Annotated in this window: 28 protein-coding genes; all 28 read right to left on the reverse strand. The window is 55.9% G+C overall.

The genetic code is table 11. The annotated features are described in order from the left end of the window. Window positions 1–34: 34 nt before the first annotated feature. Window positions 35–847, reverse strand: coding sequence for a WecB/TagA/CpsF family glycosyltransferase (locus tag NHF56_RS12805; protein ID WP_252805124.1), 813 nt, complete (start codon window positions 845–847; stop codon window positions 35–37). Window positions 848–1,144: 297 nt separating this feature from the next. Next, on the reverse strand, window positions 1,145–1,699 hold the full coding sequence (locus NHF56_RS12810; RefSeq protein WP_252805126.1) for a hypothetical protein: 555 nt from the start codon (window positions 1,697–1,699) through the stop codon (window positions 1,145–1,147). A gap of 59 nt (window positions 1,700–1,758) precedes the next feature. Next, window positions 1,759–2,139 carry a hypothetical protein gene (locus NHF56_RS12815; protein ID WP_252805128.1) on the reverse strand — a complete coding sequence of 127 codons (381 nt, stop codon included), beginning with the start codon at window positions 2,137–2,139 and terminating at the stop codon, window positions 1,759–1,761. Beyond that, a complete protein-coding gene (locus tag NHF56_RS12820; protein WP_252805130.1) occupies window positions 2,139–2,702 on the reverse strand; it encodes a rod-binding protein in 564 nt (187 codons plus the stop codon). Before NHF56_RS12820 ends, NHF56_RS12815 begins: the two co-directional genes overlap by 1 nt. A gap of 88 nt (window positions 2,703–2,790) precedes the next feature. After that, window positions 2,791–3,198, reverse strand: coding sequence for a hypothetical protein (locus NHF56_RS12825; RefSeq protein WP_252805132.1), 408 nt, complete (start codon window positions 3,196–3,198; stop codon window positions 2,791–2,793). 17 nt (window positions 3,199–3,215) lie between these two features. After that, window positions 3,216–3,968, reverse strand: coding sequence for a flagellar biosynthetic protein FliR (gene fliR, locus NHF56_RS12830; RefSeq protein WP_252805134.1), 753 nt, complete (start codon window positions 3,966–3,968; stop codon window positions 3,216–3,218). Next, a complete protein-coding gene (flhA, locus tag NHF56_RS12835; protein ID WP_252805136.1) occupies window positions 3,965–6,061 on the reverse strand; it encodes a flagellar biosynthesis protein FlhA in 2,097 nt (698 codons plus the stop codon). Before flhA ends, fliR begins: the two co-directional genes overlap by 4 nt. 130 nt (window positions 6,062–6,191) lie before the next feature. Beyond that, window positions 6,192–6,458, reverse strand: a complete 267-nt coding sequence (fliQ, locus tag NHF56_RS12840) for a flagellar biosynthesis protein FliQ (protein ID WP_252805138.1) — start codon at window positions 6,456–6,458, stop codon at window positions 6,192–6,194. 1 nt (window position 6,459) lies between these two features. Further along, window positions 6,460–7,005 carry a flagellar hook assembly protein FlgD gene (flgD, locus tag NHF56_RS12845; protein ID WP_373456302.1) on the reverse strand — a complete coding sequence of 182 codons (546 nt, stop codon included), beginning with the start codon at window positions 7,003–7,005 and terminating at the stop codon, window positions 6,460–6,462. Then, complete coding sequence (flbT, locus tag NHF56_RS12850; protein ID WP_252805140.1) at window positions 6,999–7,445, reverse strand: flagellar biosynthesis repressor FlbT; 447 nt, start codon at window positions 7,443–7,445, stop codon at window positions 6,999–7,001. Before flbT ends, flgD begins: the two co-directional genes overlap by 7 nt. Next, window positions 7,442–7,789, reverse strand: coding sequence for a flagellar biosynthesis regulator FlaF (gene flaF, locus NHF56_RS12855; protein WP_252805142.1), 348 nt, complete (start codon window positions 7,787–7,789; stop codon window positions 7,442–7,444). Before flaF ends, flbT begins: the two co-directional genes overlap by 4 nt. A 23-nt stretch (window positions 7,790–7,812) precedes the next feature. Then, window positions 7,813–8,862 carry a flagellar hook-associated family protein gene (locus NHF56_RS12860; protein ID WP_252805144.1) on the reverse strand — a complete coding sequence of 350 codons (1,050 nt, stop codon included), beginning with the start codon at window positions 8,860–8,862 and terminating at the stop codon, window positions 7,813–7,815. Window positions 8,863–8,866: 4 nt separating this feature from the next. Next, window positions 8,867–10,306 carry a flagellar hook-associated protein FlgK gene (gene flgK / locus NHF56_RS12865; protein ID WP_252805146.1) on the reverse strand — a complete coding sequence of 480 codons (1,440 nt, stop codon included), beginning with the start codon at window positions 10,304–10,306 and terminating at the stop codon, window positions 8,867–8,869. 11 nt (window positions 10,307–10,317) lie between these two features. Then, window positions 10,318–11,589, reverse strand: coding sequence for a flagellar hook protein FlgE (locus NHF56_RS12870; protein WP_252805148.1), 1,272 nt, complete (start codon window positions 11,587–11,589; stop codon window positions 10,318–10,320). A 129-nt stretch (window positions 11,590–11,718) separates the two neighbouring features. Beyond that, window positions 11,719–12,390, reverse strand: coding sequence for a response regulator transcription factor (locus tag NHF56_RS12875; protein WP_252805150.1), 672 nt, complete (start codon window positions 12,388–12,390; stop codon window positions 11,719–11,721). A 282-nt stretch (window positions 12,391–12,672) separates the two neighbouring features. Then, window positions 12,673–13,227 carry a transglycosylase SLT domain-containing protein gene (locus tag NHF56_RS12880; RefSeq protein WP_252805152.1) on the reverse strand — a complete coding sequence of 185 codons (555 nt, stop codon included), beginning with the start codon at window positions 13,225–13,227 and terminating at the stop codon, window positions 12,673–12,675. Further along, entirely contained in the window at window positions 13,178–14,659 is a 1,482-nt protein-coding gene (locus NHF56_RS12885; RefSeq protein ID WP_252805154.1) for a flagellar hook-length control protein FliK, read from the reverse strand. Before NHF56_RS12885 ends, NHF56_RS12880 begins: the two co-directional genes overlap by 50 nt. After that, window positions 14,656–15,954, reverse strand: coding sequence for a chemotaxis protein (locus tag NHF56_RS12890; RefSeq protein ID WP_252805156.1), 1,299 nt, complete (start codon window positions 15,952–15,954; stop codon window positions 14,656–14,658). Before NHF56_RS12890 ends, NHF56_RS12885 begins: the two co-directional genes overlap by 4 nt. 5 nt (window positions 15,955–15,959) lie before the next feature. After that, a complete protein-coding gene (locus tag NHF56_RS12895; protein WP_252805158.1) occupies window positions 15,960–17,540 on the reverse strand; it encodes a flagellar motor protein MotB in 1,581 nt (526 codons plus the stop codon). Then, a complete protein-coding gene (locus NHF56_RS12900; RefSeq protein WP_252805159.1) occupies window positions 17,537–18,172 on the reverse strand; it encodes a hypothetical protein in 636 nt (211 codons plus the stop codon). The genes NHF56_RS12895 and NHF56_RS12900 overlap by 4 nt, the downstream gene beginning before the upstream one ends. A gap of 300 nt (window positions 18,173–18,472) precedes the next feature. Further along, entirely contained in the window at window positions 18,473–19,441 is a 969-nt protein-coding gene (locus NHF56_RS12905) for a flagellin (RefSeq protein ID WP_252805160.1), read from the reverse strand. A 354-nt stretch (window positions 19,442–19,795) separates the two neighbouring features. Beyond that, window positions 19,796–20,764 (reverse strand): flagellin, encoded by a 969-nt coding sequence (locus NHF56_RS12910; RefSeq protein ID WP_252805161.1) that lies wholly within the window; start codon window positions 20,762–20,764, stop codon window positions 19,796–19,798. Window positions 20,765–21,009: 245 nt separating this feature from the next. Further along, complete coding sequence (locus NHF56_RS12915; protein WP_252805162.1) at window positions 21,010–21,978, reverse strand: flagellin; 969 nt, start codon at window positions 21,976–21,978, stop codon at window positions 21,010–21,012. A 296-nt stretch (window positions 21,979–22,274) separates the two neighbouring features. Continuing rightward, window positions 22,275–23,243 (reverse strand): flagellin, encoded by a 969-nt coding sequence (locus tag NHF56_RS12920; protein ID WP_252805163.1) that lies wholly within the window; start codon window positions 23,241–23,243, stop codon window positions 22,275–22,277. A 254-nt stretch (window positions 23,244–23,497) separates the two neighbouring features. Then, window positions 23,498–24,250: a flagellar type III secretion system pore protein FliP gene (gene fliP / locus NHF56_RS12925; RefSeq protein ID WP_252805164.1), complete on the reverse strand. Its 753-nt coding sequence runs from the start codon at window positions 24,248–24,250 to the stop codon at window positions 23,498–23,500. Then, window positions 24,247–24,789 carry a flagellar basal body-associated FliL family protein gene (locus NHF56_RS12930; protein WP_252805166.1) on the reverse strand — a complete coding sequence of 181 codons (543 nt, stop codon included), beginning with the start codon at window positions 24,787–24,789 and terminating at the stop codon, window positions 24,247–24,249. Before NHF56_RS12930 ends, fliP begins: the two co-directional genes overlap by 4 nt. A 10-nt stretch (window positions 24,790–24,799) precedes the next feature. Then, on the reverse strand, window positions 24,800–25,513 hold the full coding sequence (gene flgH, locus NHF56_RS12935; RefSeq protein ID WP_252805168.1) for a flagellar basal body L-ring protein FlgH: 714 nt from the start codon (window positions 25,511–25,513) through the stop codon (window positions 24,800–24,802). Beyond that, window positions 25,513–26,040, reverse strand: coding sequence for a MotE family protein (locus NHF56_RS12940; protein WP_252805170.1), 528 nt, complete (start codon window positions 26,038–26,040; stop codon window positions 25,513–25,515). The genes flgH and NHF56_RS12940 overlap by 1 nt, the downstream gene beginning before the upstream one ends. Window positions 26,041–26,046: the final 6 nt, after the last annotated feature.

The raw sequence follows: 26,046 nt of genomic DNA on the forward strand, positions 1-26,046 counted from the left end.
CCATTCAGTCTAGGATTTTATGGGTAACAAAAGGTTAAGAGACCCCATGTGCGGGGCCGCCGCCATAGCCGGTGAAAAGCCGATTTTTGAGCGCTGCAACAAGCACATGCATGAGAAAAACCGGATTGCCCAGGATATATCGCCGCCAAAGACGCGTCGGCTCCAGAACAAGACGATGGCACCACTCCAGGCGGGCGCGACGGACCCATTCGGGGGCACGCTCAACGGTGCCAGCGGTAAAGTCGAACAATGCTCCCACGCTGAGAACCAGGCGCGCATGCTGCGGGCGAACATATTGGTCCACCCACTTTTCCTGTTTCGGTGAGCCCATGGCAACCAGGAGAATGTCGAGTTTGAGTTCGGCCACCCTCTTCATAATTTCTGCACTGTCCTTTTCCGTGTCAAAATATCCATCGGAAACCGCAATGAATTCATGCCAAGGCGTGTGTCTGGCGAAATTTTTCGCCGCACGTTCGGCAACGCCCGGAGCCGCACCGATCAGGCCGACGCGTTTCTTCTGTTCCATGAAGGTCAGCAGTGCCGGGACGAAATCGGTTCCATTCAAATTGGCCGGAAAATATTCGCCGTGGAGCGCGCGTGATGCGATGTCGACGCCGACACCATCGGGAAAGACGATCTGACGGGAGAGTACATCCTTATAGCCCTCGTCTCGCATCATGAGGTTGGCATTGTTCGCATTCAAAAACGAGATGACCGTCTGGCCGATTGGCAAGGAAGCCATTTCACTGGCAAACGATAGCGCCTCTGCCTGCGAAAACTCACAGATGTCGAGGCCCAGAATGCGCCGGCGGGATGTAGCCGCTGAAATATAGAATACGTGATTCATACGTACACGCCCCTTGCGGGTTCCCTGCCTGCAAATTCTTTTTGTTTTTGATTGAACAGGATCATCATGCTCCTCACCCAGCCAAATCATTGCTGGCTTTCATGAGGAGACCCTACGCGTGGCGCATAAAGGCGGGTTTAAATCCGACGCTAAACTGCGAGGGAATGAGGTAAGGTTTTGTTAAGAAGACAGCTTTCTGGCCCAAAAAGAGAAGCGCAAAAATCAATTAATATGTTGATTTTGTTTATTTTAATTTTTTATTAAGTGTATTTCAAGCCGGCGAAGGTTACCGGTTTGTTAATGGCCGGCGGCCTTTTCAGCACCGCCATGTGCACCATTGTCGGGCGCATTTTCATTGATGAGTTTCTGGCCTGTTTGCATATTGAGATTGCGCTGTGCCAAATTGGAACGAATGTCGTTCTTTGACAGGTAATCGATCTGCTCGACGAGCACGTCTTCGATCACCTCGTCGCCCAGTTTCTTGTTCATCGCGTCTTTTATTAACCCGCGAAACTCATCCAGGTTGAAATTGGAATTGTCCTGGAGGTTCAGCATTTTCTTGCCGACCAGAGCGTCGAAGAGCTCGTCCGTCGCCAGAACCTGGATGGGAATATGAACTGACGCAAGCTTGTCCTTGTCACCCACATAGCTCAGACGGGTCAGGAAGTAGCCTGTCACCACGCCATCTTGAAGGACAGGCAGGCTGGTCACGTCGCCACGGATGGTTTCCATGTTTGCGCGACGCTTTGCTTCCGGATCTTCCTTCGGGGCCATTGCCATGTTGACCGAAAAATAGACCGAGCCCAATGCAACGACAACAACCCATGCACCAATTGCCAGCGTCTTGATCATTCAAACCTCGTCCCGTTCGGATGTCAGCAATCCGAAGCCTGTGTGTCTGCGGCGGGTTGTCAGAATTCGCCGTAGCGAAACTGCTCCTGGCTGTAGGTGCCGTCAGCATCGGCCTCGCGGACCGCATTGCGCAGAATGTCGGCAACTGCTCGCACAGCTTCCATATGCGCTTTGACACGCCGCGCATTGAGTGCAAGCTTGCCCTTCAGTTCCTGCATTTGCGAAACAAACGCATCCGGCACCCGTTCTGTCAGCGGATCCTTCATCAGCATCGTCAATTCGTAGAGGCAACGGCTTTTCTGGACATTCGAGGCCTTGAGGTCGAATTCCGGATCGCTGCCGATACGCTCGTTCTCATTGTCGATGATCAGTTCGAGCCTGCCGAGAATATTGCGCATGCGCACTTCTTCCGGTGACAGTTCTTCAATCGCGCTCGCCATCATGCTTCTCCATTTTTATCGCCGGACAGCAGATCCGAAAGGATGTCGAGCTGATTGCGGGTCTCGATCGCCGAAGCCGTATCGCGGACATGACCGTCAATCACGCCCTGCGCAGCGGCGGTGCGTTCGCCCGCATGGTTGGCCTTGCGCATCAGCTTGTCGGCAATGCCAATGCCCCCGCCTTCAGCAATCGCATCGGCCAAATGCTCGGCCATCATGCTCTTCCAGATATCACCGGCTGTGCCTTTGCCATAGACACTCTCGTTTTCTGACGGCAGCATTTCCTGCACGAAATTGCGCAGCACCATCGCTTCGAACTTGCGGTACGTCTCCGGCGTATCCTGTTTCTTGGAACTGATCCGAACCGTATCTTCATTGCCCGGCAATTGAACATCGCCGATACTGGCGATCTGCGCCGAAAAGCCATTGCCCTGCGCATTCAGCCGCTCAGCCTTGGCGCTTGCGCTGATCTTGTCCAGATTGGCCTGCGCCTCTGCCAGCCGCGTGGGATCGGCAGCCTTTATGACGTCCATAACCAAATCGCTTGGCGGTGTGATCGACACGGTGAACCTCTCTTGCTCTCTTTGTCCTGGCTTGCGCCGCGCCATTCCCGGCACAGGCGAACAGACTTAAAACAGCGTTAGAGCCGCATCATGTCTCATCAAGCTTGCTGGAGGCTGGCGAAGCAAGGCGAATTTCCAGAAGATCGAGCAGCCCCTCCTCCTCCCGCTCGCGGTCTTCACCCTCCCGGGCGAGCAGAAAGTGATCGTTCAGCCGGTCCCCTTTGGCCTTTTCACGCAGCACCTGCTTTTCCTGTACCTCCTGAATTTTCTCAAGCTGCGCGTCACGGCTTACGTGCCGTTCATACTGAAGGGCGTACTGGTTCTTGAGGCCTGCATGTATGGGCTCCATGGAGCTGATGGCCTGCATCGCGTTTTCCTGTTTCTCCACCAGTTCCTGGCGCGCCTGCGCTGTCGATGCGAGCTCGATTTCAGCCATGCGCTCCATGTGGCGCTGCACCGCCACCAGCCGGCGCAATTTGTCTGACCGTGATTTCATCGTGCTTGCATCCTCATCTAGGTGCCGTTGAAAACCGGAAGGAAGGCGTCAGCAAACAGCTTCAGGAAGGCTGCCATGCCAAAATACATCAACACCAGACCAGCCAGAATCTGGAACGGTGCGGAGATGAAGTAGATTGGAATTTGCGGCGAGAGCTTGTTGATGAAGCCGATTGCGACGTTGAACAGAAAACCGAATGCGATGAAGGGGCTGGACAGGCGGAGCATGACCATAAACGTGGCCGAAAGCGTATCGGTCAACGTTACCAGTGCCTTTCGTGTATCAAACGCGCCGCCAACGGGCAGCGTTTGATAGGAGTCAGCCAGAGCCGCGATAATCACGTGGTGGAAATTGAGCGAGAACAACACCATCAACGCGCCGAAGCTAATGAGGTTCGTCACCTGGTTGGAGGATTCGCTTTCCAGAATGTCGGACGCAGGCGGCGCATTGAAACCGGACAGCATGGTGATGACTGTACCGGCAAATTGCAGACCCAACACAAAGAAACGCGCGATGAGACCAATCACGGCACCAATGGCGGTTTCAACGAACACCATCGACACGAATTGGGTCGGCGCATCCTGGACATGGGCATAAAGCCGGTCCCAAAGGATGGGGAGCAACGCCATGGAAACGGCCACGGCAAGATAAAGCCGCAACTGCATGGGAATGCGCGCCGACGAAAAACCTGGCAGGAACATGAAACAGGCACCAACACGGCCAAAAACGGCGATCAGTACAAGCACCGTCCCCTGCGGATCGTTGATCATGAAATTGAGCCGAGAATCTTGATCTCGATACCCTTGGCGAGTTCCACATGCGAGAGCACCGGCAACGTCGGGAAAAGACGCTCAATGATCATGCGAACATAGGAACGCGTTTCCGGCGATGTTACCAGCGCAAAGGGCATGCCGCGGTCGAGATATTCACGCACCACTTTCGAGGCCTGCTCGGAGAACTCTTCCAGAAGCCGCGGGTCGATATCGAATTCAATGATCTCGCCCTTCGGGTCGCGTTTGAGCGCCTGGTGGAAGGCAAGGTCCCATTTGTTGCCGAGGCGCAGAACGCGCAGAACGCCATTATCAGCGAGATCGCCACAAAGCTGCTGCGCCATGCGCACGCGCACATGTTCAACAATCTGCTCCGTCTTGCGCACATGCGGCGCAAGCTCTGCCACGGCTTCGAGAATGAGATGCAGGTTGCGGATCGACACGCGCTCGGCAAGCAAGAGCTTCAGCACCGCCTGCAGGCCGGAATAGGACATGTGCGTGGTGCAGATTTCATCGGCAAGCTTGCGGTATTCCGGGTCCAGCCGTTCGATCAGTATCTTCAGGTCCTTATAGGACAAGAGCTGCGGCAGGTTGTTGCGGATGACTTCGCTCAGATGGGTCAACACGACAGAAACGTTGTCGATAGGGTGGAAGCCTTCGCGTTTGAGTTCTTCGGTGAAGCTTTCCAGAACGGAGACAGCCGGCATGCCGAAAGCGGGTTCGCGCACATCATCGCCCGGGATGGAGGGTTTGCGGCCGCCGCCGGTAATAACCAACACTTCACCAACGCGGATCGTGTTCGACGCCACCGTCGTGCCATGGATTCTGATCTGATAGGATTTGTCGGGAATGGCGATATTGTCGCTGACCTTGATCTCCGGCACCACAAATCCGTACTGGCTGGCGAATTTCTTGCGCATCTTGCCAACGCGGAAGGCGAGTTCCTGATGCGCGCCCAGAAGGCGGGTTGAAATCTGCTTGCCAAGCAACAGTTCGATTTCTGCGGTCTTGAGAACGTTCTTGACGGAGTCGCCCTCGCTCTCTTGAACCTGCTTGACCTTTTTCTCTTCAGCCTCGCGGCGGGCGCGGTTTTCAGCTTCGATCTGGCGGGGAATGAACCAGCTGCCAAAGCCCATGGCACCGGCAAGCCCCATAAAGGGGATGAACGGCATGCCCGGCATAAAGGCCAGCACGCCCATCAGTGCGGCAGCCACGGAGAGCGCACGCGGATAGGCCGACAGCTGGCTGATGACGGCCTTGTCGGTTGTGCCGAGATTGCCGCCGCGCGAGACCAGCATACCGGCTGCAAGCGAAACAACGAGAGCGGGAATCTGCGAAACGAGACCGTCGCCGACGGAGAGCTTGACGAAGACGTCCGCGGCTTCCGTGATCGACATGCCGTAGCGGAAATAGCCGATGATAATGCCGCCGAAGACGTTGATGGCGGTGATGATAAGGCCAGCGATGGCATCGCCACGCACGAATTTCGAGGCACCGTCCATGGCGCCAAAGAAGGAACTTTCCTGCTCCAGTTCGCGGCGCCTCGCCTGGGCTTCCTTCTCATCGATAATGCCGCCTGAAAGGTCGGCGTCAATCGACATCTGTTTGCCCGGGATGGCATCAAGGAAGAAGCGTGCGCCAACTTCAGCAATACGGGTTGCACCCTTGGTGATAACGATGAAGTTGATCACCACGAGGATGAGAAAGACGATCACGCCGATCACGAAGTCGCCCGACATCACCATCTGAGCAAAGCCGGCGATCACATTGCCGGCAGCATCGGGCCCTTCGTGTCCCTTCGAGAGAATGACGCGTGTTGTCGCAATGTTCAGCGACAGGCGCGTCATCGTGGCAATCAGCAGAATGGTTGGGAAGGACGAGAAGTCCAGCGGCTTTTGAATCCACAGCGCGACCATGAGAATGAGGATCGAAAAGGCCATCGAGAAGGCCAGTCCGAGGTCGATCATGAAGGGTGGTATCGGCAGGAACAGGATCGACAGAATGAGGACAATGCCGCCTGCAAACCCGACGTCGGTCAGGTTCGGTCCTGTTCTTGCGATTGGAGGTGCTGCGGGTGTCTGCGTCTGCGCCATCTGCTACCATCTCTTCATGAGATATCGCCGGCACGCTTTTGCCGGCGCTGCCCATTCTCAGGCATGAGCAAAGACATAAGATGTGAAGCTTGCGCGAAGTGTGCAGGTCGCCCAAAAAAACCTGAAAGGATCAAAAGCCGGATTGAATACGCGAGAAGACCATTGAGGTGAAAATCGATATCTGACCGCCGATAAAGGGCGCTGAAATCGCCGCGGCAGCCATGACGGCGAGGATCTTGGGTACAAAGGTCAAGGTCATTTCCTGAACCTGGGTCAGCGCCTGAATGAGGGCAATGACGACACCGACGACCATGGCTGTGACCACCACCGGCCCTGATGCCGCAATCACGGTCCAGATTGCGGCCTGCACAATATCAAGGGCGTCAGCTTCGTTCATATCAGGACGTCGTTTCGCCGGTGTCGCCCGTATCCGTGCCGCCTTCAGTGTCGGTCGTATCGGTGCTGTCCGTCGTGTCCGTCGTATCGGAGTTGTCAGCCGAATCCGTGGTGTCAGTCTCGTCGGACGCTGCTTGTGGCATGGAAATCGTCACGCCTTCCTGAATGAGGATGCTGGTGCCGTCTTCGAGCGTGGCGCTGAGACCATTGGAGTTTACAGCGACGCTTGCCACGATACCGGAGGTTTCGCCATCGGCGGTCGTCAACTGTTTGCCAACCATGCCCGTTGCCTGACCAAGCAGGTTGAGGGAGAGCAGGTCTTCCAGATGCGCGTTCGTCTTGATCTGCTGCTCAACCGTGGAGAAGGAGGCGAGCTGAGCCATCTGCTCGCCGGCGTCCATCGGGTTGGTCGGGTCCTGGTTCTGCATCTGGGTGACCAGAAGCATCAGAAAGCTCTCGTAGTTGAGGGTGCTTGCACCGGCCGCCTGCAAGGCCGCTGATGAGGTGGTTCCCAACCCGCTGCTGGTTGCTGCTACCGCGTCTACCACTGTGCGATCTCCCGACGGATTTCTTCAACCTTCGACGGCTTGATTTCGTCGTTGTTCAAGATCTTGTCCTCCAGCGGATAGAGCCCGCGGATTGCTTTGAGCGCTTCGAAAGCCTTGCCGGTAGAAACAAGCCCGTCCACCCGCTTCAGCTCTGCCAGAATCTGTTCGTTTTCGAACGTGGCCAAGAGCATGGTGATCGATTTGCGGAACATGGCCATCGTCTGCGTGATGCCTTCCGGGTTGATCAACATCATCTGGGTGATGAAGTAGAGCTGTTTGAGCGGCGTCTTGGCGTCTTCAGGCTGAAGAACGTGGTTCTCCAGAAGAAACGTCACGTCGTTCAAAAACTCCAACGCCACCTTCCGGTCCACGCGGAGCACCGCCCCGTTGATGAAAATCCGCTCGCCGGATTTCAGAGATATACGAAGAGTGCTTTTCATTTGATGCCATCCTTGATGATGGTTGTTATTTCGATGATTCCGGCGAAGTTGTCAGACTCGCGCCGCCTGATCCGGTCAAGTTCCTTCATGATCCAGATTGCTATGGAGATCAGGTTTCCACGCAGTTCCGGATCAAGCTGATTTTCGGTAAGGCTCAGATCTTCAACGAATCTGGTCCAGACACGTCTTGTGTAGAAGATGGCTTCGATACACTCCGGCGAGTTGCGCCCCTTTGCAGCAGCGGCCTGCAACAGTTCAATCGAGCGATCAAGGACCTGACGTTCGCGGCTCTTGGCGTCCGCGATGTCGTCCTCCATAATCTCGGAATATGAAAACTGATACATTCAGTGACCCCTATCACCCAGCGCTACAGATAATTGACGAGGCTGAGCTGCTGTATTCTCGCCGTAAGTGTGTATGACGTCTCCACTTGGGTTTTCAGTGCGTTAACAAGTGTTGAGGCCTCATAAGCATCGACTTCGATGAGCTTCTTGAAGCTCGATTCAATAATATTCTTCTGCGACGACAGTGTATCGTTGGCGGCGGAGAGCCGCTCCTGTGACAGGCCAATCGCTGTTCTCTGCGCGTTGATCCCGGTAATACCGGCATTGATGTAGCTGATGGCATTCTCACTGACCACCTGGCGAACATCAGCGCCGATATCGAGTGCCAGCAATTCCTTGGCGATTACCCCGCCGAGTGCGAACATGCGGAAACCGTCTTCGTTCGCATTTGTCGATGTCGTCACCGTTTCCGCGGTGCTGATGCGCGTCTGCATATTCGTGTCTGAGGCGGTAGACCAATCGGTGTTCCACTGCGCGCCTGTGTAGAGCGGTTCCAGCGTACCCGTAATGAATGTGTCCATCTGGGCGGCGGTGATCGTGTTCACCTGCGTGCTGGTTGGCGGAAAGCCGAAAAAGGTCGTGAAGTTGCTGTCGAACGTTGCCTTGGCTGCCGATGCCGCATCATAATCGGCGAGCGGCTTGACGTCCGTATTGATGCCCGCAAACAGATACTCGCCGTTTGCCGACGTGTTTCCAGCAGCGATAAATGACTCTATCGCATTGGTTGTGGTTTGCACTGCGGTTTTCAGCAGTGTCTGATCCTGACTGCCTGATAGTGCAAGCAGGGCGTCGCGAACCGTCTGCATGTTGCCCTCAATCGAGGTCATTGCTGCCTGGCTGCCCTGCAGTCGGTCGTCAACGATGGCGTTGGAATCCATCAATGTCTGGATGCGATTGACGTCGGTCGACAAGTTGATGCTTCTGCCCGTTTCCCAGCCAAGAGAAACACCACGGTCGGCAAACGTGCCTGTTGCGATTTCCTTCTGCGCCTTGATCAACTGCGCCTGAGCGCTGGAGATCGTGTTCCGCATGGAGGTCTGGACGCCGATATTGGAAATGAAGGATGTTTTCATATCACTAGCCCGCCGCTGCCAAGAGCGCCTGCAGCATCTGGTCGACCGTGCTGACCAGCTTGGAAGAGGCCTTGTATGCCTGCTCGAGATCGAGCAAAAGCGACAATTCTTCATCAAGGCTGACGCCAACGGCGTTGCTCAGAGCTTCACTGGTGCGCTGCTGTGTGGCCTTCTTTGTCTCGACCGCATCCGAGGCGGTGCTTCTGAGATCTTCAAGCCAGCCGATGGACGCGGATGAAAAGTCCAGAATGTTGAGCGTTGTGTTCAGCTGCGTGCTGCTGTCCCAGGTCTTGCTGGCTTCCATGCCATCGACATAGCTTTCAAGCAGCGCGGTATAACCCGTTGCGCCCGTTGTGTTGGAGACAACATAGTAGCCATCGCGCAGGCGTGATGCATCGCCACCGACTGCGGTGTTATAAGCGGGGTCCACCGAAATTGTGGAGGCCAGCCCCGGATAGACCGTGCCGGGCGTGATTGTCGCCGGTGAACTGGGTGTGGGCAATGACCAACTGAAAAGGCCTGTATTGGCGCCTTCGGAAAACATGCCGATCAATCCGCTGGCCAACTCGTCCAACTGAGATTGATAGGTGGGCGCGATATTGTCGCGCAGCTGCAGATTGGCCTGAAGCGAGCCCTGGGCGGTGGTGTTTCCGCCCGCCCCGGTCGAGACAGCGACGCCATCGATGTAGATCGGATTGCCTACAACCGAGGCATCGTAGCCGTTTTTCGACGTGAAGCTGATCTGACGCGGCGATCCTTCAAAGAGCACGGTGCCATCGGATGTATAAAGCACCATGTCATTGTTGGCGCGCGTGACCGATTGCACGCCGATGATTTCGGAAATCTGCGACAGCAGCTGGTCGCGCGTATCCAACTCGTCGTTGACGTTGGATCCGCTCGCCGTACCACCTTTGATCGCGTCGTTGACCTCTTTGAAGCTGTCGAGCAGCGAGCGCAAATCGGCCACTTCCAACTCGATCTGCTTGTCCAGGTCTGTGCGCAGCGCCTGCACCGCATCCGATGTGGCATTCAGCGAGTTGGCGACATCCACCGCGTCGGAAATAACGGTCTGAGCAAGCGTGTTGTCGCTTGGCAGGGCCGCGTAGGCCTGTAAAGCGTTGCGCAGATTGCTGATGTAAGCGGAAGGCGACGTATCGTACTCATTGCCGCCAAGGCTGGCAGCAAGCCGTTCCAGCCCTGAATAGAGCGTATTCTGGCCACTGAGCGATGAAACAGAGTCATAGTTGCTGCGCGAGAGAACATCGTTGCTCGCACGCGCATCCCTTGAGATATAGGCGCCCTGCGTGGTTGTCGAAAGGACCGCTTCCCGGCGATTATAATCCGGGTTGTTTGCGTTGGAGATATTCTTCGACACCACCTGCATTTGCCGGCCGGTGTTGGAGAATATGCTCTGCGCAGTGTTAAGGGCGGTCTGAAGCGACATTTAAATCCCCATCAACGCGCCAGGTTCACCAGAACATCCATCAGTTCAGAGCCGGTCTGAAAAACCTTGGAGTTCGCGGTGTAACTGCGCTGCGACTGGATCATCGTGGTCAGCTCTTCGGCAATATCCACGTTGGATGCTTCAAGAGCGTTGGCCTTGATCTTGCCGAAAGAACCGCTGCCAGCGTAGCCGGTGGTGATAACACCGGAATCGATACCCTGCTGATAGACGTTGCCGGCCAGCGGTGTGAGCTTGTCCGGGCTCGGCACGTCGGCAAGCGCAATGCGGTAGAGCGGCTCGAGCGTGCCGTTCTTGTATTTGGCAAAAACCGTTCCGTCTTCGTCAACTTCAACTGACTGAACAAGGCTCGGGGCGTTACCGTTCACCGATGGTGCCGGGTTTTTGCTCGGCGTAAACACATAGCCGACCTGGGTCATGCCCGACATGTCGACCGTCAAGCTCTGGCCGCCGGGAACTGTTACCGTAATATCCGTGGGCGACGTGGTCGCCAGCTTGCCATTGGCATCAAATTCGAGCGTGACGCTGCCGAGCAGGCCGGAGCCACCATAGGGGAACGGCGGGTTGCCGGCCGAATCCGCACTGTTGAACATGCTCACTTCCCAAGTGTCCGGGCCTGTACCGGTCTTGGTGTAGTAGATATCCAGCAGGACCTCGTTTCCGAGATTGTCATAGGTGTTCAACGAGCTCTTGTGCGTATAGGACGCGCCGGCGGCGTTGCCACTGGGAATAGGGGCTGAGACAACGGCTTCGCGTGAATCGAGGTTCGCGTTAAAGACGCCGAGTGTCGATGGCGTTGCTGTCAGCGATGCGCCGCCGACACTAACGGGAACGAGACCTGCATAGCCGTTGACGACCGGTGTTGGTACGCCGCCTGAATAATCGTAGCCGAGGAGCTTATAGCCCGCTGCATTGACAAGGTTGCCCTCGGAATCGAGCTGGAACGAACCTGCCCGGGTCAGATAGGGCGTTCCGGAGTCGTTTTGAACGATGAAGAAGCCGCTGCCGTCGAGTGCCAGGTCGGTCGAGGAGTTCGTATTTTCGATCGCACCGGGATTGGAGATCGAATAACGGATGTTGGTGTTCAATGCGCCAGAGTTATACGCGCCACCCACGGAAGGAAGGATCAACGAGGAAAACTCTGTCGAAGCGCGTTTGTAGCCAGTTGTACTGGCGTTTGCGATGTTGTCAGCCACCGTTGAAAGGCGGCTGGCCTGTGCATTCATGCCGGCTGTGCCGGTGCGCATCATTCCAAAAAGGCTCATTGCGGATCCTCGTTTCCGTATTCATTACAGATTAGGATGCGGGCCTTGCGTGAAACTTTCTGTGGTCGCCCTCACATTGAGCGAACGAATGGCCACTGAGGCTTCATGCCGGCCACGCAGTATCTGGCTTCATTTCCAGTCGATGCAGTATCCAAGAAAACGCTTGGAATCGATCGGGTCGAAACCCAGCTTCTTGCGCAGTTTCTTGCGCAGCTTGCTGATGTGACTTTCAATCACGTTCTCTTCGACGTCTTCGTCGAAAATGCCGTAAATCGCGCTGAATATCTGCGTCTTGGACACACGGCGACCGCGGTTTGCGACCAGATATTCGAGAATTCTCCGCTCCCGCCGCGGGAGTGGGAATGCGTCTCCGCTGATTTCCGGATCGCGCCCATCCGAGAACACCCGGATTGCGCCGATATCGGTGAAGCTGTCTGCGCCACCGAAGCGCCGGCGAATTGCCGCCGCACGGGCCAGGATCTCGCGGGGGTGCACAGGCTTGCGCACCACATCATCGACTCCACAATCGAAGAACGCTAGAGTCGTCTCCAGTGAAGGTGAGTCGCTGACTGCGATAACCGGGGCCTTTGAACGGTCCCGTATTGCTTTTGGAAGTGTGAGAGTGCCACGCCCCTGTCCGATCAAGAATGCCTCAACGGCATTGAGGTCAGTGTCTGCCGCGGTGTTGACCCATTCGCCGAATTCGCTTGGATCAAACCCCGTGGAAGGAACACCTTCCCGACCAAAAAGTGATGTGTAACCATCTTTAACGAGCTCGCGCTCATCAACCACTACGATCATTCGTCCGCCTCCGAATCAGTGTGGTGTTTCGATGCACTATGGGTACGAATCGGTGGATTCAGCGACAACTAGAGAATGTCACTTATAGGAATTAACAGTTGATTAAGAAAACGGTGATGATTTGATCTATATCTAGTAGGTCAACAGCGACACGGCCACAACTTTTCTGTGGAAATGTTAACCTATGGTTAATGACTCATTTACGCCGGTTTGCCTTTTCATAATCCAGCCACAATCTCTTACACCGCTACATTCCCGACAAACTGCTTACCAGAAGTTGTGCTACCTGCAAAAAGTGGAGGCCGCAGGTGTCCATTTTCCGTAGCCTGTGGCAACGAGATTGGCGATGACGCGGCAGACATAGCGCTTCTGAGCAGGGTCATTATTCGGCCCTGCGTGGTATCTGGCTACCGCCATTGTCCATGTTTCGTGTTTGGCATGGAGGCGCGCGAGAAAGCTTGCGGCATACTCCACATTCTTCCTCGGCTCAAGCATTTCGCCGATCGAAGTAAATTCCTTGCCATGATAGTGCTGATTGATCTGCATGCAGCCAAGGTCGATGAGGACTGCGCCGCGCCCACGCGCATCTTTGAAAGCCTGCAGCGCAGCGCCTGGCGATTTTGCGAAAACAGCCTTGCCCTCGATGTTCAGCGCCCAGGGCTGGAGCGAACCCTTGTTGCCGGTCTCGGTGAGGCCGACCGAGTAGAGAATACCCTCCGGAATGCCATATTTGGCGGCTGCAGCGCGGATTTCGCGCTCGCAAAGGCCGGATGGCGCTGCCTCGGCTTCAGAGGTAAATCTGGCCAGCCCCACGAGCGCCGTTACCGCTATCAGCATTGACCTTAGCCAAATCTTCGGCGGGTTGGAAACTGTTCTGACCATTGGACTGCTGCCTGCGATTTCCATCTTGCTGCTCTTGGCGGGCGGCGTTGCCGTTGGCCCCGCCCTGCATTTGCTGGCCATCCTGATGCTGCTGGCTGGATGCGCTCTGCTGCACCTTGTCCGGTGCCGCGGTCAGCTGGATATTGATCTGATCGACAGAAAAGCCCTGAGACTTCAGCGACTGCATGATCTTGTCCTTGTCGGCATTCAGCTGACTATAGGCTTCGGCTGTGTGAACGCTCATGTTCACGATCAGGTCATCGCCCTTCAGCTTCAGCGTGGCGGTGACCGTTCCTAGATCCTGAGGGTGCATCTGGATTTTCAGTGTATTGACCTCAGCCACCATCTTTTCGGGCGGTATGACCGGCACTTGGGCCGTCGACACTGTCTTCAAAACCGAAGTCCAGGTCTTGTCGCCGGTCATGCCGCCAACGATATTCGTGGCATTGATGTCAGCAGGTGCCAGGTAGCGCCTGGAATCGAGTACTGTAACGGTCTCGACCTTGCCCGCGTTTTGCCCTGTTTCCAGATCAGCACCATCTTCCAGCCCGCCGATCTGCATTTCCACCGGCACACCCTTGCCGTCAGCGCGTTCAAAACGGAATGTTGTCCCGCCAGAGGCCGCGTCGTCATCCTGATCGGATGCGTTATCCTGCATCGCCCCGTTGCCGGAGAGCGCATGGAGCAGTTCAGCGATGTCATCGGCCAGACTGTCGTCGTCAGCCTTGGCCGTCTCGCCATCGCCGTCTGTGGTTTTATCGCCGGCAAGCTTGTCGGCATCCGTCTTTTCGCCGTCGGCCTTTTTCTGACCCAATAGAAGCCTGAACAAAGCAGCGATATTGTCTTCTTCGGTTCCTGCAGTTTCGCCTTGCGCGCTGGTCGCGCCACCGTTGGCAGGTGCGGCTTCGGCAGCGGCGTTCGTCAGCTCTTCCAGCGCCGCTGAGAGCTCTTCGGCACTTACGCCGAGCTTTTCAGCCAACCGATCTATGTCTTCCTCATCGAGATTTTTGAGGTCCGCAAGCGCCTTCTTGAGGTTATCGGGTTCATCTGTCTTGCCGGCGTCGGCGCTTGCCTTGTCATCCTGCGGTTTCGCCGCAGCACCGGTATCAGCTTCGCTGTCTCTTGCTCGTTCAGCGCGCTCGGCCTTCGGGGTGTCGTCGTTTGAGGCTTCCCGGGGGCTGCGCTGGCGGTCGTCGTCATTGACGCTCGTTTGCCGGCGCTCATCATCCCGACTGTAGTCGGACCGCTTTTCTCTGACTGCCGTCTTTTCAAATACCTCGCCAAAGCCGGTATCGCCGGCGGCGCTGCGCCGTGCGGAGGAAGAGGTCGAATACTGCACATTCGATGCCGCTGTGGAGGAAAGCAGGTTCTGATCGATACGACTCATTGTTCGTCCTTTCCAAGCAGTGCATCAATTGCCGTCAACTTTTCGCGTCCACTTGCAATAAATTGCTTCAGTTCCGGATCGAGTTGATCAGCCGGGCCGCTGTCGCCTGCCCCATGCTGTGCCTGCGCATCGATCATCGGCTTGCCTTCGGGCGTAACCTCGTCCTGACCATGTGCATCATGTGCGTCCGGAGCGTCTGAGTGTAAGTTAACCGCCTGTGCTTGCGTCAGGCTGTCCGTGGGAATGGGCCGGACAATCTCGTCGAGAACGTATTCAGCCGCGTTGCGGAGGCGACGTTCCTGCGGGCCGAGCATATCGTTGCTCAGTCCCGAAAGCAGGTCGCCTGCCTGCGCTGTCTCGCCGGCCGGCAGGTTGGCAAGGCCGAGATAAAGCCGTGCGACACGGTTGACACCTGTCGTCTCGTCCGGTGCCAGCTCCAGCACCTTGGCTGCAGCAAATTGTCCGAGCTCATGCTGTCCGTCCAGAGACGCTCGACGTGCGATGCGCAGATAGACAGCCGTCTTGCGGTTATCGGGCATTGGCCGGAGCAGTTCGACGATGTCGTCTTGCGTCACCGGACCGTAATGCCCGGCCAGGAACTCCACAAAAAGGTCAGCCACCTGCGAGGAATAGGGCGAGAGTGGAAATCGTTCAAAATAGCGGCGAAAGAAGACCTTCGCCTTGTCCACCATGTTGTTCTTGACTGTAATCGAAAGCGAGCGACGCAACGCCGCTTCCTCAACAATCGTGCCCGGCAGGATCAGCCTTGCCCAATCGAAATATTCGAGCGCCTTTGCGGGATGACTCTGCATCACAGCGTTTGCCGCAACGAGTGCGAGATAAGGACCGATCGGGGTCGTCTTATATTCCGGTACCGTGTCTTCGAGCAATTGCTTGGCCATGGACCCCTTGCCGCTGAGATACATCAGCAAGGCTTCGGTTACGCGGTTGTCGAACCGCCCGGCAACGTCCTTTTGCACCAACACTTTCAGTGTATCGGGATTGCCGCCACTCATGGCATAGACCAACGCGGCATCAACATTTCGCGGGTCTTCAAAAACAGCAGAATCGGCCTGGCGCAGGGTCTTGTCGATCACGCCAAGCATGAAACGCTGCATTTCTGCAGCGCTGGTATCGCCTTTGGCAACACTGTCTTGCACAGACTGCAGCGAACGGAGCATCTTGTAGGGCGGCAGGTCATCCTGAAAATCATCCGCCCTCGCGCTTGCCGCGAAAAGGAGGCCTGCGATGCAAACGCCGATCACCCAGGGCAGTCTGGCAAAAATCTTCCGCATCCCGCCTAACCTCCGGACGTCTGGGACGGTCCTTCAACGAGAATTTCAATGCGCCGATTCTTCGGGTTGAGGGGATCACCCTCGACCTTTGGCAGGCGGTCGGCATAGCCGGAAACCTGGGCAACGCGGTTCTCAGCCAATCCGCCGCGGGTCAGCATGTAATAAGCGCTGCGTGCGCGGTTTACCGAAAGTGTCCAGTTGTCGCCCGTGCCGTCCTTGAAGGGCAGTGCATCCGTGTGGCCACGGATCACGACCCGTCCTTTGCGTTCAGACAGGACCTTGCCGATGGCTGCCAGTGCCTTGATGGTCTCAGCCTTGGGCACAGCAGAACCGACGTCGAACATGGGTGTCGCGGCCTGGTCGGACACCGAAATCAGCAGGCCGCCTTCCGCCGGCGTCACCGTCAAACCTTCCAGCAACCGCCCGCTTTGGCCCATTGAGGCCCTCTCGATCTGCGCCCGCAACTGTTCTGCTGCCATTTCCTGCTTCTTCTGTGCAGCATCGCCCGCACCAGACGCTTCGAGTGCCGCCATCTGCTGTTCAGCTGCCTTGCGCTTTTCCTCTTTGGACAGTTCCATCTTGAAGGCCTGCTCGCCCTCGCTCACATTCGGCGCATTGCCTGCACCATCCGCCGGCTGACCATTTTCCGCCGCAGCTGTGTCGGACGCTTCTGCCGGATTGCCCGCATTGGCAGCATCAGAGGCTTCGGTAGCAGCCTTCTCGGGAGGTGCTCCCGCCTGCTCGGCCGCACGGATGGCCTCCTGTAGAGCTTTCTCGTCTGCAGACAGCGGCAAGCCGCCGTCGTTCTTGCTTGCATCGGGACCGCCGCCAGCCTGTTTGGCGATGTCGGATCCTTTGCCGGTCAACGAAAGATCAATGTTGCTCGGATCATCGGCGGGCACGGCGCCGATATCAGTTTCGTCACCTTCGCCGTGTTTGGCAATGTCGGGGAAACCGCCCGGCCCGATGCTTCCGTCGACGGTATCGCCGCTGCGGGCATCCATGACGGCGACCTGTTGGGTCCAGAAATCCGGATCGAACGGGTCACGATAGGCTTCACCGCCATCAGCACCCGTTGCCGGGCCTGCATTGTTGGCACCGCCCTCGCCTTTCGCGCTGATATTGGCTTGATCGCCGACTTCGAGAACGATTTCAGAGAGAACGGCGTAGGGGTTTTCGAAGTAGTCGGCTTCTGAATAGGATGTCTTTTCCCCGGCCGTCGTCGTTTCCTGCTTGCCCGTATCGGCGCTTTCGCCCTTGGAATTCTCCTGCGCGTCTGTCTTGGTCTTGGATTTGTCCTGCGAATCTTCGCCCTCGGCGTCTTTCGACTGCTTTTTCAGCCCTTTTTCCGACGGTTTGGAATCCGTCAGCTTGATCGGATTGAAATAGCTGGCCACAGCTGCCTTTGTTTCTTCATTGGCAGCATTGATGAGCCACATCACGAGGAAGAAGGCCATCATCGCCGTCATGAAGTCGGCATAGGCAATCTTCCACGCACCGCCATGGTGGCCATGATCATGGCCGCCATGCTTCTTCACGATGATAATTTCATGTTTGCCGTGGTGGTGGCTCTCGTTTTCACTCATTGCAGCAGTTCTCTTACGCCGTCGATCCAGGCAGAGAGCCGTGTCGCAAAGATCATGTCGCCATGCACAACCGTCAGATCGGGGCTATCGGCCTCAATATGCTTGACCGTAAAGTCAGCCTCACCCAACGCAGTCACGAAGGCCTCGGTCAATTCTGCAGGGCCGTGGACACGCAGTTCGACACCGTCGTCCGCACTGAAACCATCACGGACTTGTTTTGCCAGTATTTCGATGGCCTTGTTTGCAAGCATTTCATCTATCAGCGGCAAGAGCGCATTCATTGCTGCTGCACTCAGGCTCTGGATCAGTTCATCTCTAGCTAGGTCGACCTTGGCGGAGATGTTAGCCAGAGCGGCTGCGTTTTCAGCCTTTATGGTTTCCAATTCGTTGCGCCGAGCCTCTTCCATTTCGGCAATCTGCGCTTGGAACTGGTCTCTCAGCTCCGCCTCTGCGGCTGCACGGCCTTCAGCATAAGCCTCCGCGCGCTCAGCCTCGATATCGACAGGTGGTTCATCCGGTTCAAGAGACAGCGATTCCATGTCGAAGCCTGCCGGTGAAGGCTCTTCGAAGACGACCGGAGGAAGCTCCGGCTCGGAAAAGTCTTTGAGGAATCGGGCGAGACTCGCACTCATGACTTTCAGTGACCCCTGATTGCTGCAATTCGCGCGCCCGCAAGCTCAAGAGCCGGCGCACCCGTTCTGCTGAAGGTAGGAATTCAATCTTGTGCGAAAATGAAGACATTGGACCGCGCCAGGGCAATAGGCGCGGTCCAACTTTCTACCATACCGATGACCGGCGGCACGGCAGAGTAACGATGTTATGGAGCCGGCGATGCATGCCGGAAAGCACCAGGTTCAAGAGCGCACTTGTCCCGGTGGCGGAACCTCCTTCACGAGGCCGCCATTTGATGCACTTTCAAATCTGATCGCCGATTACTGGAAGAGCTTCAGAATGCTCTGCGAGTTGGAGTTGGCGATTGAAAGTGACTGGATGCCCAGCTGCTGTTGTGTCTGGAGCGCCTTCAGTCTTGTGGACTCTTCGTTCATGTCCGCGTCCACAAGTCTTCCGATGCCCTTGTCGATCACATCCATCAGGGTCGAAACGAAATCTTCCTGCATGCTGATGCGGCTGTTGATCGCACCGAGCGTGGAGGCCGAATCGGTCAATGTGCTGAGAATCGTTTCGACTGCACTGATCATGCCGTCCAGCTCTTGATCCGTGGTCGTTGCCGTCAGCGAAATTTCAGTCCCGGTATTGCTGGCCGTGCCATTCGCATCAATCAGGAAGTAGGAAGCCGACGTGGTGGCCGTTGTTCCTGCAATCGGTTGCGTGACGTCAATTGCCTGGGTCAGCTGGCCGTAGGAGGCATTCTTCGTATCGATCAATGTCGATTGCGCTGTATCATACTGCAGCGTTGCAACCGACACAGCACCTGTTGAGGAGCGGTTGAACGAGGCAACAATTTCCTTGGTACCCGGTGCAGTCGTGGATTCGTTGTAGAGCCAGTTTTCGCCGGAGAACGAGGCTGACGATGAGATCGAGGTCAGCTGCGATTTCAGTTCTTTCAGTTCGGCGTTGATCTTGGTCTTGTCCACACCCGGCTCACGCGCGGCCACCAGCTTTGCCTTGATTTCGGTGACCACGTCGATCGCCGATTCAAGTGCGGTGTATGCCGTGTCGGATTTGGCAGCGCCGAGACCGAGCGCATCTTCCACGGTGGAAAGTGCCGCATTGTCGGAGCGCATGGTGGTGGCGATGGACCAATAGGCAGCGTTGTCGGAAGCCGTTGCAACGCGCAGGCCGGAGGAAACCCGTTCCTGAGTCATCTCCATGTTATGGTCGATAGATCGAAGTGTCTGCAGCGCCGCCATAGCGGCAGCGTTGGTCATTAGGCTGGTCATGATTTAAAGCCCCAATTTAGATACGGGACATTCCGGAGTGACAGTACCGGAAACTCAGGATCAGCGTCATGCTTACCAGGCTATTTTGCCCTTGCCTGGTTCTGAGCTCTTAACTCAACGTTAATACTGATATAGTTAACAAATGGTTAAGCAGTTAAGCAACTGTTAAATTTCGTTAAGCCGGCGTTAAACAGACAACGCCCCCAGCCGCCGGAATTAACTTTTGATAACAATGTGTTAACAAGAAGCTCCGAAGACCAATAGGCATAAAAAAAAGCGACCCCAAAAATGGGGCCGCTTCTTTTGGTAACGCTTGCGGCCAAATTCGGCCGATATCCTTCAAGTGATTCGCGCTTAACGGAAGAGCGACAGAAGGTTCTGCGAGTTGGAATTGGCAATCGAGAGAGACTGAATGCCGAGCTGCTGCTGTGTCTGCAGTGCCTTCAGTTTTGTCGATTCCTCGTTCATGTCCGCATCTACCAGACGGCCAACGCCGCGGTCGATCACGTCCATCAGGTCGGACACGAAGTTGTCCTGCATATCGATACGGCTGTTGACAGCACCGAGGTTTGCAGCAGCGTCCGTCATCTTGAGCAGAACATCATCGATTGCAGAGATCATGCCTTCGATATCTTCATTGCTGGTAGTTGCGCTCAGCGAGATTTCCGTACCAGTGTTGGCGCTGGTGCCGTTGGCGTCGATGAGGTAGTAATCTGCCGTCGTCGTGGCTGTCGTGCCGGCAACCGGCTGGGTGACCGTCGTGTTGGTGGTCAAAAGGCCGCCAGTCTGGGACTTCGTGTCGATCAGCGTCGTCTGCTTTGTATTGAATTCGAGGGTTCCAACCGAAACATTGCCGCTGGAGTCGCGCTGGAAGGATGCGACCATTTCCTTGGTGCCGGCCTGGGTTGTCGACTCGTTATAGAGCCAATTTTCGCCGGAGAAGGATGCGGACTGCGAAATCGAGGAGAGCTGGTTTTTCAGCTCCTTCAGTTCCGCGTTGATCTTGGTTTTATCAACACCAGGCTCGCGGGCTGCAACCAGCTTGGCCTTGATTTCGGTGACAACGTCGATGGCCGATTCCATCGCGGTGTAGGCCGTGTCGGTCTTTGCTGCACCAAGACCCAGCGCGTCTGCAACGGTCGAGAGAGCCTTGTTATCCGAGCGCATCGTCGTTGCGATGGACCAGTAAGCCGCATTGTCAGCAGCCGTATCGACCCGGAAACCAGAGGAGATGTGATTCTGCGTCGATTCCATGTTGCTGTCGATGGAACGGAGAGTTTGCAGCGCTGCCATTGCAGCGGTGTTGGTCATAATGCTTGTCATCTTGGTACTGCCCCTTTTGACAGATGAAAAATGAAGGGACATTCCGGATTTTCTTTACCGGCAACGGCGGACTAGCATCATGCTGGCTAACCGGATTTCAAGGTCAACCCGCCGTTTCTTCCTGGCTAGAAAACACCAACATGGTTAAGGAAACCTAAACGGCGGCGTTAAAAAATTAACTATGATAGAAATGCAAAGAGCGCCGCAACGGAGATGCGACGCTCGGATCATTGCTTTCCGATACTCTATCGGAAGAGCGACAGAAGGTTTTGCGAACTCGAGTTGGCGATCGAAAGCGACTGAATGCCAAGCTGTTGCTGGGTCTGCAGCGCTTTCAGTTTTGTCGATTCCTCGTTCATGTCCGCATCCACCAGACGGCCAACACCGCGATCGATCACGTCCATCAGGTTGGAAACGAACTCGTCCTGCATGTCGACACGGCTGTTCACCGCACCGAGGTTTGCAGCAGCGTCCGTCATGCTCGACAGCATCTTGTCGACCGCCGAGATCATACCTTCTAGATCTTCATCGCTGGTCGTATTGGTCAGCGAGATTTCGGTGCCGGAGTTGGCGGTCGTGCCATTGGCGTCGATGAGGTAGTAATCTGCCGACGTCGTGGCTGTTGTGCCGGCAACCGGCTGGGTAACGGTCGTTGCCTTCGTCAGCACGCCGCCGGACTGGCTCTTGGTGTCAACCAGCGTTGTCTGCGATGTGTTGAACTCGAGCGTTCCAACAGACACGCTGCCACTGGAATCGCGCGTGAAGGAAGCAACCATTTCCTTGGTGCCGGCCTGAGTTGTCGAAGTGTTGTAGAGCCAGTTTTCACCGGAGAACGATGCGGATTGGGAGATCGAAGACAGCTGGTTCTTCAGTTCCTTCAGTTCCGCATTGATCTTGGTTTTATCAACACCCGGCTCGCGGGCTGCAACCAGCTTGGCCTTGATTTCGGTGACAACGTCGATGGCCGATTCCATCGCGGTGTAGGCCGTGTCGGTTTTTGCTGCGGCAAAGCCGAGAGCGTCCTGCACGGTAGAAAGTGCTGCATTGTCTGAACGCATCGTGGTAGCGATAGACCAATATGCCGCATTGTCAGCTGCTGAACCGACACGAAGCCCAGAGGAGATGTGGTTCTGGGTTTCGCCCATCTGGTTGTCGATGGAGCGCAGCGTCTGGAGTGCTGCCATAGCACCAGTGTTCGTCATGATACTTGTCATAGGTGTGTCCCGTTGACTTTACTAAAGGGACATTCCGCAAGATGCGGCATCAGGAAATCGCGTCATGCTGACCGGAGATACCGGTTTTCCCGACGTCAATCTCCGCTTTCGGTATTAACGCTTCCTGAATCGGCAATGTGACGATTAGCCAGTAATACCTCTAAATGACGTAGCATTGTTTTTACTTTTTCTTAATTTTTATAATTCGCTCACGTCAAAATTCACTATTTCAGAAGCAGAAAAACAAAAAGCCGCGGCATTTGCATGCCGCGGCCCATATTGAACTTTGTCGATTCTTAACGGAAGAGCGACAGAACGTTCTGCGTGCTGGAGTTTGCAATCGAAAGCGACTGAATGCCAAGCTGCTGCTGTGTCTGCAGTGCTTTCAGCTTTGTCGATTCTTCGTTCATGTCCGCATCCACCAGACGGCCAACACCGCGATCGATCACGTCCATAAGGTTGGAAACGAACTCATCCTGCATGTCGACACGGCTGTTCACCGCGCCAAGCGTCGATGCCGCATCCGTCATGCTTGACAGCATTTTATCGACGGCCGAGATCATACCTTCCAGATCTTCATCGCTGGTCGTATTGGTCAGCGAGATTTCGGTGCCGGAGTTGGCGGTCGTGCCATTGGCGTCGATGAGGTAATAATCTGCCGACGTCGTGGCTGTTGTGCCGGCAACCGGCTGGGTAACGGTCGTTGCCTTTGTCAGCACGCCGCCGGACTGGCTCTTGGTGTCAACCAGCGTTGTCGTGGAGGTGTTGATCTGCAGCGTGCCGATGGAAACGTTGCCGCTGCCATCACGCGTGAAGGAAGCGACCATTTCCTTGGTGCCGGCCTGAGTTGTCGAAGTGTTATAGAGCCAGTTTTCACCGGAGAACGATGCGGATTCGGAGATCGAAGACAGCTGGCTCTTCAGTTCCTTCAGTTCCGCATTGATCTTGGTTTTATCAACACCCGGCTCGCGGGCTGCAACCAGCTTGGACTTGATTTCGGTGACAACGTCGATGGCCGATTCCATCGCGGTGTAGGCCGTGTCGGTCTTTGCTGCGGCAAAGCCGAGAGCGTCCTGCACGGTAGAAAGTGCTGCATTGTCTGAACGCATCGTGGTAGCGATGGACCAATAAGCAGCGTTGTCGGATGCGGAGTTGACGCGCAGGCCGGTGGAGATGTGGCTCTGGGTTTCGCTCATCTGGTTGTCGATGGAGCGCAGCGTCTGGAGTGCTGCCATAGCACCAGTGTTTGTCATAATACTAGTCATGAAAGGTGTCCCTCAAACGAGATACAAAACAGGGACATACCGGGCTGAAAATTACCGGCTATGGCGGCACAGCATCATGCCAATCTGCTCAGGAAAACTCGAGCGAACCCGCCATATAGCTTGAGAATATCCGGGAGAAGTCTTGCCAAAAGCTTAATTCATGCCGAATGGAAAATCGGGCTTGGATGCATGATGAAGAAAGGCTTAACGGGACGTGCCGATTTCTGCCAGGGCAGGATTGCCAATTGGCGGGGTCACGTGAAAGACCGCACCAGGCTCCCCACCAGCAGATTCCAACCGTCGATGAGTACGAAAAACAGGATCTTGAACGGCAGTGATACGGATGTGGGTGGCAGCATCATCATGCCCATTGCCATGGTGATGGTCGCCACAATCATGTCGATGACCAGAAATGGCAGAACAATCAAAAAGCCGATCTCAAAGCCACGCCTGATTTCCGAAATCATGAAGGCCGGGATCAGCACCCTGAAGTCCACATTACCGTCTGCCGTTGTCGTGGGCAGGTTGCGTTCTGCTGCAATGTCGAGAAAGAGACTCATATCGGAGTCGCGTGTGTTGGCGGTCATGAACTCCCCGAAGGGCGCGTAGATGCGCGGCAATGCATCGACCTCCGAAATCTCCTCATCGAGGAGCGGACGAATGCCATCCTGCCAGGCTTTGTCGAAGGTCGGCGACATGATGTAAAATGTCATGAAAAGCGCGAGACTGACCAAAACCATGTTCGGCGGTGTTGTCGCCAGGCCCATGCCAGAGCGCAGGATCGAAAAAGCAATCACGATGCGTGGGAAAGACGTCACCATGATGAGAATGCCGGGCGCGATCGAAAGCACCGTCAGAAGGCCGAAAATACGGACAATCCAGGCCGCGAACGAACCGCCCTGATTTGGGATGTTGTCGCCAAAGAGGTTCTGCAACTGCTGGGCCGCCGCTATTTCCGGCAGCATGAGCAGCACAATCAAACCAAGAAAAACAGAAAGCCGCTTCATTCGATCACGAAGGTCCTGAACATGATTTTGGAGACTTTGCCTTCCGACCGCAATTCCACCCGCTCTTCCAAATCCTGTTTGAGATAGTCGAAGCCACGTGGACCTTGGATTTGCTGCAGGGAAACGGTGCGCAAATAGGCGACGATGTCCTGGTGAATATCCTCCGCCATACCGACATCCGGCGAACCTTTAAAAAGCAGCGCCACTTCCACCCGTATCCAGTTTTCCGAGGGATAGGACAGGTTGCTGGTGATTGGTTCCAGCATATAGACACCGTTTTCCTCGGTCGAAATATGCGGCACAATATCTTCGCCCGGCTTGGCTTCAGCGGTGCCGTGGCCTTCGGCACCAGCCGCTGCAAGTTCGGCTGCTTTGGCAATTTCCTGCTTTTTCTCCTCAGTGAGAAAGCTGCCGGACAACATGCCGCCCAACACCCAGCCGCCGCCGGCGGCCACAATGGTCAGGCCGACGGCAATCCCGATTGTCGGGATCATGCCGCCCTTTTTCTTGCCTTCGTCTTCGTCTTCGGTATCAGCCATAAAACGGGTCCTAAAGCGGAGAAATCTGGTCGATCAGCTGCTGGCCCCATGGCGGCTGCTGAACTTCCATCAGACGGCCGCGGCCACCATAGGATATGCGTGCTTCCGCGATACGGTCGTAGGAGATGGTGTTTTCGGCATCCACGTCCTGCGGGCGCACAATACCGGCGACATTGAGGATTCGCAGCTCCTGGTTCACCCGCACTTCCTGCGAACCGGAGATGACCAGATTTCCATTTTCCAGAATGCCCGTCACGACGGCAGCAATCAGCAGTGTCAGCTTTTCAGAACGCTTGATTGTCCCGGTACCATCGGTTGCAGTCGATGTATCGTTGCCACCCGACACGGCGAGCGTCGGGATAGAGGCCGCGCCAAGGCTTGCGGAGAGATCTCCGCCGATACTGCCGCTGTTGGTTCTGCTGCGGCTCGTCTTGTTGGAAAAGTCGGCATTGTCGTTGATGCCGATATTCACAGTCAGAATGTCACCGACATTGAGTGCGCGTGAATCCTTGAAAAGCGCGGCCTTGTTATCGTTCCAAAGTGAATAGCCGCTCGCCACCTGGGTCGGGCGTTTGGGATACATGGCCATGGCCTGCGTCTGGCCGTAGCGCAAACCGCTGCCGATCGGGCTCATGGCGGGCGCCTTGCCAATTTCGTTGATGGCCTGGCTTTGACAACCCGCGAGAACGGCAACTGAAAACAATAGGGAAAGAGCCTTCTTCATCACGGGTCCTTGGAGGTATTGGGGTCAGTTGCACTGGAGATGATGCCCGTGATCTGGGCTGCCTTTTCCGGACTCATTTCCGAGAGAACACCACTGGATTGTCGCGGCGCGAGTTTCATGATGATGGCCGCGGCGATATTGACATTCACCAGTTCGAGCTGGCCCGCCGCCGCATCGGCCTTCATATTCTTGTAGATTTCAACAAGACCGGCCTCGGCCTTTGCGAGGAATTCGTTTCGCCGGTTCAGCCAGTCCTGGTACTCCGCCGTGCGCTGTTCCAGTTCTGCAATGCGCGCATCAACATCGTCTTGAAGCTTCTGCAGCTCATCGCGTTGCAGGGCATATCGCTGGTCGCGGGCTGCATCGGCGATATTGGAGCAATATTTCTCAATCTCGCTGGACACGCCGGATGGTGCTGCTTCGCCGCCCGCATCCTGCGCATTGGCAAACTGGATCAGAAGCGGGCAAAGAACGGCAACGGCGAGGCTGCGCACCGCAGCGCGCTTGAGACCTGACTTGCTGATCATGATCGT

Origin of the sequence: Rhizobium sp. L1K21, from assembly GCF_024055895.1 — a bacterium.
GTDB lineage: Bacteria > Pseudomonadota > Alphaproteobacteria > Rhizobiales > Rhizobiaceae > Ensifer_A.

Excerpts from the sequence above, each read along its gene's own strand:
- flgK (WP_252805146.1), bottom strand. The coding sequence starts at position 10,306 with ATGTCGCTTCAGACCGCCCTTAACACTGCGCAGAGCATATTCTCCAAC.
- fliQ (WP_252805138.1), bottom strand. The coding sequence starts at position 6,458 with ATGAACGAAGCTGACGCCCTTGATATTGTGCAGGCCGCAATCTGGACC.
- flgH (WP_252805168.1), bottom strand. The coding sequence starts at position 25,513 with ATGAAGAAGGCTCTTTCCCTATTGTTTTCAGTTGCCGTTCTCGCGGGT.
- NHF56_RS12825 (WP_252805132.1), bottom strand. The coding sequence starts at position 3,198 with ATGAAATCACGGTCAGACAAATTGCGCCGGCTGGTGGCGGTGCAGCGC.
- NHF56_RS12885 (WP_252805154.1), bottom strand. The coding sequence starts at position 14,659 with ATGAGTCGTATCGATCAGAACCTGCTTTCCTCCACAGCGGCATCGAAT.
- NHF56_RS12920 (WP_252805163.1), bottom strand. The coding sequence starts at position 23,243 with ATGACTAGTATTATGACAAACACTGGTGCTATGGCAGCACTCCAGACG.
- fliP (WP_252805164.1), bottom strand. The coding sequence starts at position 24,250 with ATGAAGCGGCTTTCTGTTTTTCTTGGTTTGATTGTGCTGCTCATGCTG.
- NHF56_RS12870 (WP_252805148.1), bottom strand. The coding sequence starts at position 11,589 with ATGAGCCTTTTTGGAATGATGCGCACCGGCACAGCCGGCATGAATGCA.
- NHF56_RS12805 (WP_252805124.1), bottom strand. The coding sequence starts at position 847 with ATGAATCACGTATTCTATATTTCAGCGGCTACATCCCGCCGGCGCATT.
- fliR (WP_252805134.1), bottom strand. The coding sequence starts at position 3,968 with ATGATCAACGATCCGCAGGGGACGGTGCTTGTACTGATCGCCGTTTTT.
- NHF56_RS12875 (WP_252805150.1), bottom strand. The coding sequence starts at position 12,390 with ATGATCGTAGTGGTTGATGAGCGCGAGCTCGTTAAAGATGGTTACACA.
- NHF56_RS12930 (WP_252805166.1), bottom strand. The coding sequence starts at position 24,789 with ATGGCTGATACCGAAGACGAAGACGAAGGCAAGAAAAAGGGCGGCATG.
- NHF56_RS12895 (WP_252805158.1), bottom strand. The coding sequence starts at position 17,540 with ATGAGTGAAAACGAGAGCCACCACCACGGCAAACATGAAATTATCATC.
- NHF56_RS12900 (WP_252805159.1), bottom strand. The coding sequence starts at position 18,172 with ATGAGTGCGAGTCTCGCCCGATTCCTCAAAGACTTTTCCGAGCCGGAG.
- NHF56_RS12890 (WP_252805156.1), bottom strand. The coding sequence starts at position 15,954 with ATGCGGAAGATTTTTGCCAGACTGCCCTGGGTGATCGGCGTTTGCATC.
- flaF (WP_252805142.1), bottom strand. The coding sequence starts at position 7,789 with ATGTATCAGTTTTCATATTCCGAGATTATGGAGGACGACATCGCGGAC.
- flhA (WP_252805136.1), bottom strand. The coding sequence starts at position 6,061 with ATGGCGCAGACGCAGACACCCGCAGCACCTCCAATCGCAAGAACAGGA.
- NHF56_RS12910 (WP_252805161.1), bottom strand. The coding sequence starts at position 20,764 with ATGACAAGCATTATGACCAACACCGCTGCAATGGCAGCGCTGCAAACT.
- NHF56_RS12880 (WP_252805152.1), bottom strand. The coding sequence starts at position 13,227 with ATGCTGATAGCGGTAACGGCGCTCGTGGGGCTGGCCAGATTTACCTCT.
- NHF56_RS12860 (WP_252805144.1), bottom strand. The coding sequence starts at position 8,862 with ATGAAAACATCCTTCATTTCCAATATCGGCGTCCAGACCTCCATGCGG.
- NHF56_RS12905 (WP_252805160.1), bottom strand. The coding sequence starts at position 19,441 with ATGACCAGCCTAATGACCAACGCTGCCGCTATGGCGGCGCTGCAGACA.
- NHF56_RS12810 (WP_252805126.1), bottom strand. The coding sequence starts at position 1,699 with ATGATCAAGACGCTGGCAATTGGTGCATGGGTTGTTGTCGTTGCATTG.
- NHF56_RS12915 (WP_252805162.1), bottom strand. The coding sequence starts at position 21,978 with ATGACAAGTATCATGACGAACACTGGTGCTATGGCAGCACTCCAGACG.
- flbT (WP_252805140.1), bottom strand. The coding sequence starts at position 7,445 with ATGAAAAGCACTCTTCGTATATCTCTGAAATCCGGCGAGCGGATTTTC.
- NHF56_RS12940 (WP_252805170.1), bottom strand. The coding sequence starts at position 26,040 with ATGATCAGCAAGTCAGGTCTCAAGCGCGCTGCGGTGCGCAGCCTCGCC.
- NHF56_RS12815 (WP_252805128.1), bottom strand. The coding sequence starts at position 2,139 with ATGGCGAGCGCGATTGAAGAACTGTCACCGGAAGAAGTGCGCATGCGC.